The organism is Aeromonas sp. S11(2024), from assembly GCF_041402345.1.
GTDB classification, from domain to species: Bacteria; Pseudomonadota; Gammaproteobacteria; order Enterobacterales; family Aeromonadaceae; genus Aeromonas; species Aeromonas veronii.
On record NZ_JBGLRC010000034.1, the window covers coordinates 21,342 to 35,803 of the forward strand.

The following is a 14,462-nucleotide window of genomic DNA, read 5'->3' on the forward strand; positions in this document are numbered from 1 at the left end:
ATCTCAACATAGCCCGCGACAGGGAATGTGTAAATAGGAAATTACAGCAATCACAAAACTATTTTATATGGCAGTCTTGCAAGTTATTGAAATGATGCTAAGCGAAATGACGATGCTGGTGAGGAAGGCAAAAAGGCCCGCTCAGCGCGGGCCCGAAGCGTCGGTGATGACGGGTTTGTCAGTGATCAGCCACGCTGGCTGATACTGGCCAGCTTGTCGAAGTAATCCGGGAAGGTCTTCGACGTGCACTTGGGATCATTGATGGTGACCGGAGTATCCGATAACGCCACCAGCGAGAAGCACATGGCGATACGGTGATCGTTGTAGGTATCGATCTCGGCATGTTTGAGCTGGGTCGGCGGGGTCACGGTGATAAAGTCATGCCCCTCCTCCACTTCAACACCCAGCTTGCGCAGCTCGGTCGCCATGGCGTGCAGACGATCGGTCTCTTTCACCCGCCAGTTGTAGATATTGCGAATGGAGGTCGGCCCCTCGGCAAACAGCGCGGCAACCGCGATGGTCATGGCCGCATCGGGAATATGGTTCATGTCCATATCCACTCCGTGCAGCGGCGCCTGCTCCGCCTCGATAAAATCATCGCCCCAGGTGATGCGCGCGCCCATCTTCTCCAGCACGTCGGCGAAGTGAATATCACCCTGAATGCTGTGCTTGCCGATACCGGTGACCCGCACCTTGCCCTTGATGGCGCCCGCTGCGAGGAAGTAGGAGGCGCTGGAGGCATCTCCTTCCACCAGAAAATCACCCGGGCTGATGTAGGTCTGGTTGCCCTTGATGTAGAACAGCTTGTAGTTGTCGTGCTCGATGACCACCCCGAACTGCTTCATGATGTGCAGAGTGATGTCGATGTAAGGCTTGGAGACCAGCTCCCCCTTGATGTGGATCCGGGTATCACCGGCCGCCATTGGCGCCGCCATCAAAAACGCGGTCAGGAACTGGCTGGAGACAGAGCCATCGACGTGCACATCGCCGCCCCACAGCCCCTTGGCATCCACCACCAGCGGCGGATAACCATCGTGTTTCAGGTACTGGATATGGGCACCTGCTTCACGCAGGGCATCCACGAGATGGCCGATGGGACGCTCTTCCATGCGCGGCTCGCCGCCCAGAGTATATTCACCTGAGCCGAGGCACAGGGCGGCGCAGAGCGGTCGCATGGCAGTACCGGCGTTGCCGAGGAACAGATTGACCGGCTCTTTCACCGCAAAACTGCGACCCAGACCCTGCACGGTACACTCGGTCTTGTCGGCGGAGAGCTTGTACTTGACCCCGAGTTGGGTCAGCGCAGCCAGCATATGACGAATGTCATCGCTGTCGAGCAGGTTGGTCAGACGGGTGGTGCCACGAGCCAGCGCCGCCAACAGCAGCGCACGGTTAGAGACACTCTTGGAGCCGGGCAGATTGACCTCACCGGCTACACGAGAAATGGGTTCCAAACGCAACGAATTCATAGACTTCCTGTGCTATCTCAAAAATAAACGCCTGTCCGGACGTTAACAGCCTGCGTCCCGCTCGGCAAGGGCACTTTCAGGGGAAATCGCACGGCAAACGCCAGCGCGCTGGTTCTGTTGAAAAAAAGACGCCGGGGTATCCCCGGCGTCTTGAATCACTGCAATAGCTGGAAGCGGCTCACGGGTTGTCACGAGAGGCCACCAGCAAACACATAGGGGCTCTGTTCTCAGCCGTTGCGCTTGGCAAAGCCATCCATAAAGCTGACCAGGGCCTTCACTCCCTCCAGCGGCATGGCGTTGTAGATGCTGGCGCGCATGCCACCGACGATGCGGTGTCCTTTGAGGGCCAGCAGACCAGCCGCTTCCGATTCGGCCAGGAACTGCTTGTCCAGCTCGGCATTTTTCAGCTGGAACGGGATGTTCATCCGCGAACGGCAGCTGACATCCACCTGATTGCCATAGAAGCTCGACTGATCGAGATAGTCATACAGGAAGTCGGCCTTCTCCTTGTTGCGCGCTTCCATCGCCTCGAGGCCACCCTGTTCCTTGAGCCACTCGAACACCAGACCGGCCAGATACCAGGCGTAGGTGGGCGGCGTGTTGAACATGGAGTCGTTCTTTGCAGTGAGCTTGTAGTCAAAAATCGAGGGGACATCGGCTCTGGCCTGATCCAGCAGATCATCGCGTACGATGGCGATGGCAAGCCCGGACGGCCCGATATTCTTCTGGGCACCGGCATAGATGATGCCAAAGCGGCTCACGTCGAGAGGACGGGAGAGAATGGTGGAGGAGAGATCTGCTACCAGCGGCACCTCGCCGGTGGCCGGGATGTCGAACATCTCGATGCCGTCAATGGTTTCGTTCGGGCAGTAGTGAACATAGGCCGCATCGGCGCGAAACGCCGGGGTCGGCAGCAGGTGAGAGATCCCCTGCTCGTTCTTGGCAACCCCCTGAAAGGTCTGGATATCGCCATACTTTTTGGCTTCATCCACCGCACTCTGGGACCAGACGCCGGTCAGCAGAAAGTCCGCTTTCTTGTTGGCCCCACCCAGCAGGTTCATGGGCACGGCGGAGAACTGACCGCGGCCGCCACCGTGCATGAAGAGCACCTTGTAGTTGTCCGGCACAGCCAGCAGCTCACGCAGATCCGCTTCGGCCTTCTCGGCAACAGCCATGTAGGGCTTGCCGCGATGGGAAAGCTCCATGACCGAGGCTCCCAGCCCCTGAAAATTACAAAATTCGCGCTGGGCGCGCTCCATGACTTCAACCGGCAGCATGGCGGGGCCGGCGCAGAAGTTGTAAATCTGTTTGCTCATGACGCTTTCCGTGAGTGGATGAGAGTAATCGATGACTTGTCAGGTTTTACACAAGAGCAGCCAGCGGATCAAAGGCTTTTTGAGAGCTGGCTCAACCTTTTACCGTCACTCTGCATCCCCCTTGCAGTAGAAAAAGCCCTGAACGGGTCAGGGCTTGCAGGGAACATGCACAGAAATGGCGGGCAGAGCGCATAAACGACCACAGCTCAGCCATTTCTGACAAATTTACAGTTTGGCGGTGAGCTCCGGCAGCAGGGTGAAGAGATCCCCCACCAGTCCGTAGTCCGCCACCTGAAAGATGGGGGCATCGCTGTCCTTGTTGATGGCCACGATAACCTTCGACTCCTTCATCCCCGCCAGATGCTGGATGGCGCCCGAAATACCGACCGCGATATAGAGCTCGGGCGCCACCACCTTGCCGGTCTGCCCCACCTGCAGATCGTTGGCGACATATCCCGCATCAACAGCGGCTCGCGATGCCCCCACGGCGGCGCCCAGCTTGTCGGCCAGCGCCTCAATCAGGGCAAATTGCGCCTTGGAACCAAGGGCGCGACCACCAGAGACAACCACCCGGGCGGCGGTCAGTTCGGGCCTGCTGGAGCGCACCGCGCGGCGCTCGACCAGCCGGGTACGACCAGCGAATTCGGGCACGGCCAAGTGCTCGATGGGAGCCTGCCCGCCTGTCGCCGCCTTGGCAAACGCGGTGGCCCGCACTGTCATCACCTTGACGGGTGCCGAGCTTGCCACTCTGGCGATGGCATTGCCTGCATAGATGGGGCGCAGGAAGGTGTCGCTACTCTCGATAGCCGTCACCTCGGAGAGCATCTCCACCCCGAGCCGAGCCGCTACTTGTGGCAGCAGCGCCTTGCCCATGGTACTCGCCGCCATCAGGCAGTGGCTGTAACCCTGACACCAGCTGGCCAGCAGCTTGTCCACCCCATCCAGCAGCCCGTCGGCCAAGCGGGGATGTTCGGCAAGCAACACCTTGTCGACGCCGCCAATGGCAGCCGCCTGTTCACCCGCCTCGGTCAGCCCCTGACCCAGCAACAGCAGGTCAACCTGACCGCCGATGGATGCGGCGGCAGTGACCAGTTGTGCCACGTTGTCGGCCAGATGGCCCTGATGATGTTCGGCAATGATCAGCACGCTCATGGCAGCACCTTCGCTTCATGTTTGAGTTTGTCCACCAGCTCGTCCACCGAGCACACCTTGATCCCGGCGCTGCGGGCTGGCGGCGCCATCACCCCGAGCAAACGGGTCTGGTTGGCCACCTCAACGGCGAGTGTCGAGAACGGAGCGCTATCAAGCGGCTTGCGCTTGGCCTTCATGATGTTGGGCAGCGAAGCAAAGCGCGGTTCATTCAAACGCAGATCGGCGCTTACCACCGCAGGCAACGGCATGCCCAGGGTCTCGAGGCCACCGTCGATTTCGCGAGTCACCAGCAGTTCTCCCGCTTCCACCTTGAGGGCTGACGCGCAGGTCGCCAGCGGCCAATCATTGAGGGCAGCCAGCATCTGGGCCACCTGATTGTTGTCTGAATCGATGGACTGCTTGCCGAGCAGCACCAGATCCGGCTGCTCCTGCTCACACACCTTGTGCAAGGCGCGGGCGACAGTCAGCGGGGTGAGCGTCTCATCGGTGACATAATGCAGCGCCCGATCCGCCCCCAACGCCAGCCCATGGCGCAGTTGCTCGGCGGCAGCGTCAGGACCGAAGGTCACCACCACCAGCTCGCTGGCGATACCCACTTCCCGCAGCCTGACCCCCTCCTCCACCGCAATTTCACAAAAGGGGTTGATCCCCATCTTCACATTGGCCAGCTCCACGTCGGAGCCGTCTCCCTTCACCCGGATCTTGACGTTGTAGTCGACTACCCGTTTGATTGCGACCAGCAGCTTCATGGGGTCATGCCTCGTCTCTTTGGATTGAATTCATTAGTGTGCCTCTGCGTTTGTTGCAGTACGCTCTTCCCTGATTTTTTGCTTTTTCTTGCTCAGTTTTGCTTACAACTGCTTTACGTTTACGTAAACTACCAGCATTACCCTAGGCCAACCAGAGCGCAGAGGCAAGATGGAACGGGAAGCAATGGAATTTGATGTCGTCATCGTCGGCGGCGGTCCGGCGGGGCTCAGTGCAGCCATCGCCCTGAAACAGCAGGATGCTACTCTCTCCGTCTGTCTGCTGGAGAAGGGAGCGGAAATTGGCGCCCATCTGCTCTCCGGCGCCCTGTTTGATCCCGTCGCCTTTCAAGAGCTGCTGCCGGATGGCTGGCAGCAAGCGCCGCTCGGCGTGCCGGTCAGCGACGATCAGGTTCATCTGCTGCAAAGCGAGCAACGCTCCCTGCAACTCCCCGCCTGGGCGGTGCCGCCCCGGATGCACAATCAGGGTTGCCATGTGGTCAGTCTGGGCAATCTCTGCCGCTGGCTTGGCCAACAGGCGGAAAAACTGGGAGTCGAAATATACCCGGGATTTACCGCCAGCGAACTTATCATGGAAGCGGGCCGGGTCAAGGGGGTGATCACCGGCGATCTGGGGCTGGATCGGGCGGGCAATCCAAAAGCTGATCATGTGCCCGGCATGGCGCTGCTCGGCCGCTACACCCTCTTTGCCGAGGGGGCCCGAGGTCATCTCGGCAAGCAGCTGATCGCCGCATTCAATCTTGCAAGCCCTGCCCAGCCTCAGCACTATGCCATCGGCTTCAAGGAGCTGTGGCAACTGCCAGCAGGTCGGGGCAACCCGGGACAGGTGCTGCACGGTAGTGGCTGGCCCCTTGGCAAGCAGGGGGGCGGCAATAGCCACGGTGGCTTCTATCTCTATCACATGGAGGGGGATCAGGTGGCAGTCGGGCTGATTGTCGATCTCAACTACCAGAATCCCTGGCTCAGCCCGTTCGACGAATTCCAGCGCCTCAAGCATCACCCGCTTATCGCCGGCGTGTTGCAAGGGGGTGAACGCATCAGCTATGGCGCCCGCGCCATCACCAAGGGGGGCTGGCACGCCCTGCCCCGCATGCACTTCCCGGGCGGCCTGCTGATCGGTTGTGATGCGGGCACTCTCGACTTTTCCCGCATCAAGGGGATCCACACCGCCATGAAGTCCGGCATGGTGGCGGCAAAAACCGTCGCGATGGCGCTGCAGGGTGGCGATGAAGGGGGCCGGGATCTGGCCCAGTATGGCGACGAGCTGCAACAGAGCTGGCTGGCCCGCGAACTCAAGTCGGCGCGCAACTTCGGCGCGGCGCTTCACCGCTATGGTCCCTGGTTGGGCGGTGCCTTCAACTGGCTGGAGCAACGGCTGTTTGGCGCAAACTCGCCCTTCAAGCTGCTCGATAAGGCTCACGACTACCGTCAGCTGCGCGTGGCCAGCCGCTGCGAGCCCATCCATTATCCCAAACCCGATGGCAAGCTGAGCTTTGACAAACTCTCGTCTGTGTATCTGGCCAACACCAGTCACGACGAGGATCAGCCTTGCCACCTCAAGCTGCAGGACGAGCGCATTCCGGTCGAGGTCAATTTGCCCACCTGGGCCGAACCCGCCCAACGCTACTGCCCGGCCGGGGTGTTTGAAGTGCTGGAAATGGAAGGCGCGGCCAAACTGCAAATCAACGCAGCCAACTGTATTCACTGCAAGACCTGTGACATTAAAGATCCCAGTCAAAACATTATCTGGACGCCACCACAGGGGGGCTCCGGGCCCAACTATCCGAATATGTGATGAAGCGGGGCAGCGGCAACAAGCAGCCCCAGCTAGCCCTCCCTCAGCCAAAGGCTGGGTTCTACCCCGCATAGCCGCTCAGGTGATCCGACCTCGCTGTTTTTTTGAACAAACAGGCTGAATCCCTGATGAATAGCCCCTGACAAGCGCGGCCCGCCCCTGTATAGTTCGCCGCATTCAGGTTTTCCATCGGCCCGATCTGCTTATCCACGGGATCGCCTTCTGCAGCGATCTAAGGCCGCATGACCTGTGCAACCATCCCTGATTACCCATGACTTTTTAAGGGGGGACAGATGATCACCGCCTACATTCTCAACAACAAGGTGCTGGACATAGTCACGCTCGGGCCTGACGACATAGTACCTGACAACACGGTCTGGCTGGATGCCTACAAGCCGGACACGGCAGAGCGAGAATGGTTGACGGGCCTGTTCCTGGAAGAGGTCCCCGACAAGGAAGAGCTCGACGACATCGAAGCATCCGCCCGTTTTTACTGGGATACCGATGGTCTGCACATTCACTCCCTGTTTCCCCAGCGGATCGGTCGTGACACCAAGGGTGTCCACGTCTCCTTTACCCTGCGCAACAACCTGCTGATCAGCATTCGTGAAGATGACATCGGGCTGGTGCGCCTGCTGCGCCACTATATGCGCCAGGATCGGCTGGAGGTGGAGGATGCCCTCGACATCCTGCTGGAGGTGCAAAACCTCAAGGTGGAGTACCTCTCCGACCTTATCGAAGATGGTTACAAGACCTTGGAAAACACCGCCGATCAGATCTTCGAGCCGGATCAGATCAACCCCATGCTGAAAGAGTTGATGGCACAGGAAGAGGCCAACGGCCAGATCCGTCTCTCTCTGCACGATACCCGCCGCGCCCTGCGTTTCCTCAAACGCAGCCTGCGCCAGCGCATGAGCCTTGAGCAGAACAAGTGGATCGACGAGATGCTACACGACGTGGAATCTCTCTTGCCCCACACCCAGTTCCTGTTCGACAAGATCAACTTCCAGCTGGAGGCCTCCATGGGGGTGACCAATCTGGAGCAGAACAAGGTGATCAAGATCTTCTCGGTAGCCGCCGTGATCTTCCTGCCGCCGACCCTGATCGCCAGTATCTACGGCATGAACTTCGGCCGCATGCCGGAGCTCGCCTGGGAGTATGGTTATCCCATGTCACTGGTACTGATGGTGATGTCATCGCTCGGCACCGGCCTCTTCTTCAAGCGCAAAGGCTGGCTGTAACGCCGCCGACGCGCGCTGCGATATCTGAAGAAACGGATTGGGGGGCATGGCCCCCCGATTAATTTGCGCCACACCCAACGCCTTGCAAAGGACGCTTCGTCGCCCCATATCCCCTTCATCACTCAATTCAAGTGGATAACGGGCAACCATGACCCTCTACCCCGAACACCGATATGACGATCACGGCCAGTTGCGCCCGCCCCTCTGGTTCTGGCCCATCGCCCTGTTGCTGACCCGCTCGGTCTGGCTCTTTTTGATGGCAGGGGTCACCCGCGAGAGCGGCAGCGAGATCCTGACCCTCTTCTATCCGGACAAGATCACCCTCTACATCAGCCTGCTGACCGACGTGCCCGCCATGCTGGCGTTGCTCGCCTGCGGCGGCACCTATCAGCAGACCCAAAGCATTCGCGCCAGACTCCGGCGCCACAGCCCGCTGCTGCTACTCTGCTCTGCCGTCAGCGGCCTGCTGATGCAACTGCACAGCCTCAATCTGCAAAAGTGGTCGTTCAGCTGGCCCACCGCACTGGTGCTGGTCGCCAGCCTCTGGTCACTCTGGTATCTGCTGCGCAGTCGCCAACTACGGGAATATGCCGCAGATCAGCCCCACTGACGGGGCTGACACCTATTGACGAGTGACCCGGATCTGCAGGGTCTGGCGCTCGCTCTGGCTGCCTCGCCCTCCCTGTAGCTGGGTGCCGAGGCTGCTTCCTTGATCCGCTGAGCTGGTCGAAAGCTCTCCCACCGTCAGCCACTGGCCCGAGGCCCCGCTCACCTCGGTGGCACTCTGCCCACGATTGATGGTGCCCTGATCCAGCCTCGCCTGTTCGCTGCTCAGCGCAATCTGCACCCGATCGCCAATCAAGGTGGCCGTGGCATAGAGGCCGTTCACCAGCGGCATCATCCCCACCACTGCCCCCCCGTTCCATTGGTAGAAAGTCACCGGCTGATAGGAGCCCATCTGCAGCAGCACGGGACGGCCCGACAGCCCGCGCACCTGCCAGCTGTCGTTCTGGCTACGCTGGTACTGCCGGGCGTTGCCATCGAGCAGCCACTGCCGCTTGGCCTCGTCGCGACTGATTGAGCCCCCCAGTTGCTGACCGCTGGCTGCACCATCGACCCGCCACTCGATAAGCAGGCTTTGCGGTGGCTGGTTGACCTGCGCCAGCGTGGCTTCAGCCTCCTGCAGCTGGGCTGGCGTCCCGCTCAGCACCAGCTGGTTACCCATGGCACTCACCCCAAGCTGGGGATAGATCTCCTTGAGGGTCTGCACCGCCGCCTGCGCCTCGAAGACCGGGATCACCTTCACCTCGGCCCACAGCGACGGGCACCAGAGTCCCATCATGCAGCCAAGCCACAGCAGCGCCCTGCGGCCAACCTTGCCCATCCGAACCATTACGCTCTCCTCGTTCTCTGTGCTCTTCTCGCACTCTGTTCTCTTCTCTCTGCTTAAGGCGTAGACCTGCGCCTGCAGCCAACAGCTCAGCCCTATTCCGCTCACCCGTCGATGATGAACCCGGCGGTTGCCAAAAAACAATCGGGAATGCAGCAACTCCGTGATTTCCCACGGTATGAGGCTCTCATTCCACGCCCGTTATCACGTAAGATAGCGCCATCATAGTTGCCCAAGCGGAATCCATCATGTTGAAACAGCTGTTGTTACTCCCCCTCGCCCTGCTGCTGGGGGCCTGCTCCCTGACCCAGTACAACGTCAGCGAGGCCGAAATCAACCAGTACCTAAAAGATCAGGTCTCTTTTGAAAAACAGCTGGGGATCCCCGGTATCATGTCGAGCTGGACGCCGCTGGCGACCTGCAGGTGAGCAGCCCCCTTGGCAGCCAGCAGATGAAGATCCGCTTTGCTTTGAGCGCACGCCCGGACTATGTGGCCGATCAAGGCGCCATCTATCTGCGCGACCTTGAGCTGGTCTCGGTGAAGACCGAGCCGGCCGATATCGGGGCCGCCCTCACCCCGCTGCTGCCCACCTTCAATCAGTCGCTCTCCCTGTTCTTGTCGCAGACTCCGGTCTATCGCCTCGACAGCAGCCGCAAGAACGAAGCCAGGATCAAGGAGAAGGTCGAAGCCCTCAAGGTGGAGCCTGGCCGTCTGGTAATCCCGTTCAAGGTGCTCTGATCCCCGCCGCACTGGCACTTTTATCGCGATCAACGACATCGCTTAAACCGGGGTGGTAACCGTGCAGCAAATAATGCGTTATGGACGATTGCAATGGTCCGGATGCGGGGAGATCCACAAACCCAATCTTACATCGCACGACGTACCGCCCAAGGCTTATCTTCGAAAGAGATCCAGCGCTGTTTGAAACGCTATATCGTCAGGGAACTCTACCCTTTGATATTGGCCGATTTAGCTGACTCAGCGCGAGCTTGTTGGCATAGGAGCGTCAACGCCCCGATGGAGCGGTTGTTCAGAAGCCCGAAGTCAGAGTGGCTCCCGGTAACGGAATATATAAGCCTGCGAGAAGCAAAGTGGGATATCAGTTATTACCTGATGGATCACTACAACTGGCAGCGTCCACATCAACACAATGACGGGATACCGCCAGCAAAGGCCGAAGATCGGCCTAACCAAGTGTCCGGATTTAGTTGATCACTACAAATAAAAAGAGGGAGGCATCGTGCCTCCCTCACTCTTTAGCCCTTATCCCTTATGGGTTGGGACTCAAATTTTCTTAACTAACTTGCATTACTAATAAATGGGGTCACTTCATTTTTTACGGGAGGGTGTTCTGGCACCAACCAATTAACCGATCATTAGCCAATATTGCAGGGCTTCAGCGCCCAGATCCGATCCACATAGTCCTGAATAGAGCGGTCGGAGTTGAACTTGCCCATGGTGGCCGAGTTGATGATGGCCTTCTTCGCCCACAGTGCCGGATCCCGATACCAGGTATCGATCAGCTTGTGTGCATCCGAGTAGGACTGGAAGTCCGCCAGGGTCAGGTAAGGGTCTCCCCCTTCCAGCAAGGAGCGCTTGATGGAGGCCAGCTCACCCGGACGACCAGGCGTGAAGTAGTCGGTATCAAACCAGTCCAGCACGGCTTTGAGCTCGGAGTTGGCATAGTAGAAGTCGTACGGGTTGTAACCGCGCGCCTTCAGCGACTTCACTTCGTCCACGTTCAGACCGAAGATGGCACAGTTTTCGGCACCCGCCTCTTCAGCGATCTCGATGTTGGCTCCATCCAGCGTCCCGATGGTGATTGCACCGTTGAGTGCCATCTTCATGTTGCCGGTACCGGATGCTTCATAACCTGCAGTGGAGATCTGCTCGGAGACATCTGCTGCCGGGATCAGCTTCTCGGCCAGACTCACGCGATAGTTCGGCATGAACACCACTTTCAGCTTGCCCTGGATACGAGCATCGTTATTGACCCGATCCGCCAGCTTGTTGATGGCATAGATGATGTCTTTGGCCAGCTTGTAACCGGGCGCAGCTTTGGAGCCGAAGATAAACACGCGCGGATGCATGTCATAGTCCGGGTTGGCCAGCAGACGACGATAGAGTGCCATGATGTGAATGAGGTTCAGTTGCTGGCGCTTGTACTCGTGCAGACGCTTGATCTGAACGTCAAAGATCGCCTCGGCACTGACATCGATACCGGTTTCGTCTTTGATGACCTTGACCAGCTTCTCTTTGTTGTGACGCTTGATGGTCATGAACTGCTGCTGGAACGCCTTGTCGTCGGCAAACTTCACCACGCCACGCAGTTTGTCCAGTTGCAGCGGCCACTCCTTGCCCACTACTTCGTTGTAGAGGCCAGCCAGTTCCGGGTTGCACGCCAGCAGCCAGCGACGCGGGGTCACCCCGTTGGTCACGTTGCACATTTTTTCCGGCCACAGCTCGGCATACTCGGGGAAGAGATCTTCCTTCACCAGCTTGGAGTGGATCTCGGCCACACCGTTCACTTTGGACGAACCGATCACGCACAGGTTGCCCATGCGAACCTTGCGCACATCTCCCTCTTCGATGATGGAGAGCTTGGCTTTGATAGCATCGTTGCCCGGCCACTTGGGCTCCACCAACTCGTTCAGGAAGCGGGCGTTGATCTCGTAAATCACCTCCAGATGGCGAGGCAGTACTTTCTCGAACAGGCTGACCGACCACTTCTCCAGCGCTTCCGGCAGCAGAGTGTGGTTGGTATAAGAGAAGACCTGATAGCAGATAGCCCAAGCGGCATCCCAGTTCAGATCTTCCTCGTCAACCAGCACCCGCATCAGTTCCGGGATGGCGACAGTCGGGTGAGTATCGTTGAGCTGAATGGCAATTTGCGCGGCAAAGTTGCTGAAGTCACGGCCATGGACCCGCTTGTAGCGGCGCATGATGTCCTTGATGGAGCAAGCACAGAAGAAGTACTGCTGGATCAGACGCAGCTCTTTACCTGCATCGGTCTCATCGTTCGGATACAGCACCTTGGAGATGGTCTCGGCCTGGGCTTTCTCAGCCTGGGAGTCGATGTAACCACCGGCGTTGAACACGTCCCAATCGAAAAACTCGGAGGCGCGGGATTCCCACAAACGCAGGATGTTGACGGTGTGACCGCCAAAACCGACCACCGGAATATCCCAAGGCACCCCTTTAATCTTGCGACCGGCGTGCCATACCTTCTTCAAGCCGCCATTGTCACCAAACACGGTCTCGACGTAGCCATAGAGCGGCACTTCTTGCACCGACTCGGGACGGCAGATCTCCCAGGGGTTGCCATATTCACGCCAGGAGTCCGGACGCTCAATCTGGCGACCATCCTGAATTTCCTGACGGAACAGACCGTGTTCGTAGTGGATACCGTAACCAACCGCCGGATAGTTCAGAGTGGCCAGCGAGTCGATAAAGCAGGCAGCCAGACGACCCAGGCCGCCGTTGCCAAGTGCCATGTCCGGCTCTTGTTCGCACAGGTCGGTCAGTTCCAGACCGAGTTCGCCCAGCGCCTCTTCGCAAGTCTTGTAGAGGGAGAGGTTGTGCAGGTTGTTGGAAGTCAATCGTCCCATCAGGAATTCAGCAGAGAGATAGTGAATCGCACGAGTATCTTTCTTGAAATGAGTCTGCTGAGTGCGGGTCAGGCGCTCGTACACCTGTTCATTGACAGCCGCAGCAGTGGCTTTCCACCACGCTTCGGGAGAGGCTTTCTGTTCGCTTGTTCCCAAGGTAGAACGCAGGTGACGCACGATACTCGCCTTGAGCTGATCTTTATCCAGTTGGAGATCCTGGTCTGTCTTCTTCTTGGTAGCCATAAACCATATTCCTTCGTTACAAATAAAATTGTTATCCCGCTTGCGGGACCGGCGCTGTTGTTATCTCAAAATATGTACCGGCGTGAGAATACTAACTAAAGCGGCAGAATTAAAAGTTAACGCAAGTCACACTTTAACCGATAAAAACAGCCTGAAAAGCTTGAAAACCCTTTCCTTTAATTGAACACACAAAAACAAACATTCCCTTTATTATCATAAACTTAATGAAACAATAAAAATATTCTGGCATGAATAGGTTTTCAGAGATTGCCAAGCCTTGAAAATCCCTGAAAATAGGCAGCAAGACGGCACATTGAAACCGGTTTCAATGTGCCTGAAAAATTACCGTATAAATATGAAGCAATCATTGCACCCTTAAAGATGTGCTTTGAACTGATTGCTCAATGGATCGTAATGGTACCCAATCTGATCCAGACGTCCTGCCAACTGCTCTTCACTCATATCGTAATAGGCCAGCAACTCCTCCAACCCGTCACACTCAAGCCTTAGCTTCTCATTGATGATGCCCAGCAAGATGTTGGCATCAAGACGTTGCAAGGTACTGATGTCCATGGCGGCAGCTCCTGTAAATGACCTGTATAACCATGGGCGGTTACGCAAGGTTTGTCCATAGTACGAAAAACACCCAACCAGATTTGTATTAAATAGTGTTTAAAAACATAACCTTACTAACGACACATGCCAACACCATCACATTTTTCAGCAAAAACACCTTGTCACTGCCACAGGATAGAAATACTGTATAGACATACAGCTTGGATATTCATACAGGAACCCCATATATGAACCAGCCCCTGCACTCACTGCCCTTTGCGATGAATCGTGTCATGAGCAAGCCCTGGCCAACCAGAACCGCCTGCAAAGCGGAGCTGGCTCATTATGGTGTGACTATCCAGTCTGATGATCAGTTTCTGAGCGAGCTGACAAAGCTTGGGGAGGCTCATACCGGCTGGATCTTGTTGATCGCCCCGCCGGGACGCCCCACAGTCAGCCGTCTGGAAGAGCGAGGTATCGATCCCAAGAGAGTGCTGGTGGTACATAGCCCCAAAATCAAGAACTGGCAGCAAACCCTGGAGCGCAGTCTGGGCAATGGTCACTGCGCCGCCGTATTTACCTGGCTACCCGAGCAGATCGAGCTGGATCACGTCAAGCTGCAGCGACTGGGACAGCAATCTGGCGTACTCACCCGCTTCTTTGGCGCGAAACGGACTAACCTCGGCACACCTCTGCTGGCCTATGCAGAGCAAGATATCTATCTCAATCATTAAGACAAAAAACGAACGCCTACACAGGCTCTCCCGCGGGTCGCAGTGACAGAAGGGCGCAAACAATATGTGACCAGCGGCTTTTGTCTAGTCCTGAAATAGGTTTACACATTTTCAACTAGCATTTCTCTACTCAGAACCCCCTATGTACCGCATCGGGGGTTCTGTATTTCAACGCATGATGCGGCCGCTCC

General features: G+C 57.5%; 11 protein-coding genes and 3 pseudogenes. 7 read left to right on the forward strand and 7 right to left on the reverse strand.

Going from position 1 to position 14,462, the window contains the following annotated elements; translation table 11 throughout:
• Positions 1 to 185: 185 nt before the first annotated feature.
• The 4 genes from aroA to ACB040_RS19030 all read right to left on the reverse strand — a co-directional run bounded on the left by aroA (position 186) and on the right by ACB040_RS19030 (position 4,686).
• Complete coding sequence (gene aroA / locus ACB040_RS19015; RefSeq protein ID WP_005351267.1) at positions 186 to 1,469, reverse strand: 3-phosphoshikimate 1-carboxyvinyltransferase; 1,284 nt, start codon at positions 1,467 to 1,469, stop codon at positions 186 to 188.
• A 227-nt stretch (positions 1,470 to 1,696) separates the two neighbouring features.
• Complete coding sequence (serC, locus tag ACB040_RS19020) at positions 1,697 to 2,785, reverse strand: 3-phosphoserine/phosphohydroxythreonine transaminase (protein ID WP_120414429.1); 1,089 nt, start codon at positions 2,783 to 2,785, stop codon at positions 1,697 to 1,699.
• 225 nt (positions 2,786 to 3,010) lie between these two features.
• On the reverse strand, positions 3,011 to 3,937 hold the full coding sequence (locus ACB040_RS19025; protein WP_338771145.1) for an FAD-binding protein: 927 nt from the start codon (positions 3,935 to 3,937) through the stop codon (positions 3,011 to 3,013).
• Positions 3,934 to 4,686: an electron transfer flavoprotein subunit beta/FixA family protein gene (locus ACB040_RS19030; protein WP_338771148.1), complete on the reverse strand. Its 753-nt coding sequence runs from the start codon at positions 4,684 to 4,686 to the stop codon at positions 3,934 to 3,936. Before ACB040_RS19030 ends, ACB040_RS19025 begins: the two co-directional genes overlap by 4 nt.
• A gap of 169 nt (positions 4,687 to 4,855) precedes the next feature.
• Here ACB040_RS19030 and ACB040_RS19035 point away from each other — a divergent pair, with 169 nt between their 5' ends.
• The 3 genes from ACB040_RS19035 to ACB040_RS19045 all read left to right on the forward strand — a co-directional run bounded on the left by ACB040_RS19035 (position 4,856) and on the right by ACB040_RS19045 (position 8,350).
• Positions 4,856 to 6,499, forward strand: a complete 1,644-nt coding sequence (locus ACB040_RS19035) for an electron transfer flavoprotein-ubiquinone oxidoreductase (protein WP_338771150.1) — start codon at positions 4,856 to 4,858, stop codon at positions 6,497 to 6,499.
• 293 nt (positions 6,500 to 6,792) lie between these two features.
• Positions 6,793 to 7,740 (forward strand): magnesium/cobalt transporter CorA, encoded by a 948-nt coding sequence (gene corA, locus ACB040_RS19040; protein WP_005337059.1) that lies wholly within the window; start codon positions 6,793 to 6,795, stop codon positions 7,738 to 7,740.
• 148 nt (positions 7,741 to 7,888) lie between these two features.
• On the forward strand, positions 7,889 to 8,350 hold the full coding sequence (locus tag ACB040_RS19045; RefSeq protein ID WP_042657897.1) for a DUF2919 domain-containing protein: 462 nt from the start codon (positions 7,889 to 7,891) through the stop codon (positions 8,348 to 8,350).
• Between the two features lie 12 nt (positions 8,351 to 8,362).
• On the opposite strand, the gene ACB040_RS19050 is transcribed toward ACB040_RS19045, so the two are convergent.
• The gene (locus ACB040_RS19050; RefSeq protein ID WP_338771154.1) at positions 8,363 to 9,133 is read right to left on the reverse strand and encodes a hypothetical protein; all 771 of its coding nucleotides are present in this window, start codon (positions 9,131 to 9,133) and stop codon (positions 8,363 to 8,365) included.
• Positions 9,134 to 9,378: 245 nt separating this feature from the next.
• On the opposite strand from ACB040_RS19050, the pseudogene ACB040_RS19055 reads away from it, so the two are divergent.
• The 3 pseudogenes from ACB040_RS19055 to ACB040_RS19065 form a co-directional block, all read left to right on the forward strand.
• Positions 9,379 to 9,869: pseudogene (locus tag ACB040_RS19055) on the forward strand (DUF1439 domain-containing protein).
• 33 nt (positions 9,870 to 9,902) lie between these two features.
• A pseudogene (locus ACB040_RS19060) lies at positions 9,903 to 10,091 on the forward strand (IS110 family transposase); the annotation flags it as partial.
• A gap of 30 nt (positions 10,092 to 10,121) precedes the next feature.
• A pseudogene (locus ACB040_RS19065) lies at positions 10,122 to 10,343 on the forward strand (integrase core domain-containing protein); the annotation flags it as partial.
• A 164-nt stretch (positions 10,344 to 10,507) separates the two neighbouring features.
• Here the strand turns inward: ACB040_RS19065 and ACB040_RS19070 are convergent.
• Positions 10,508 to 12,982, reverse strand: a complete 2,475-nt coding sequence (locus ACB040_RS19070; protein ID WP_338771156.1) for a glycogen/starch/alpha-glucan phosphorylase — start codon at positions 12,980 to 12,982, stop codon at positions 10,508 to 10,510.
• 375 nt (positions 12,983 to 13,357) lie between these two features.
• Positions 13,358 to 13,555, reverse strand: coding sequence for a DUF4250 domain-containing protein (locus tag ACB040_RS19075; protein ID WP_005333612.1), 198 nt, complete (start codon positions 13,553 to 13,555; stop codon positions 13,358 to 13,360).
• Positions 13,556 to 13,785: 230 nt separating this feature from the next.
• Here ACB040_RS19075 and ACB040_RS19080 point away from each other — a divergent pair, with 230 nt between their 5' ends.
• Positions 13,786 to 14,271 (forward strand): cell division inhibitor, encoded by a 486-nt coding sequence (locus tag ACB040_RS19080; RefSeq protein WP_005333614.1) that lies wholly within the window; start codon positions 13,786 to 13,788, stop codon positions 14,269 to 14,271.
• Positions 14,272 to 14,462 lie beyond the last annotated feature (191 nt).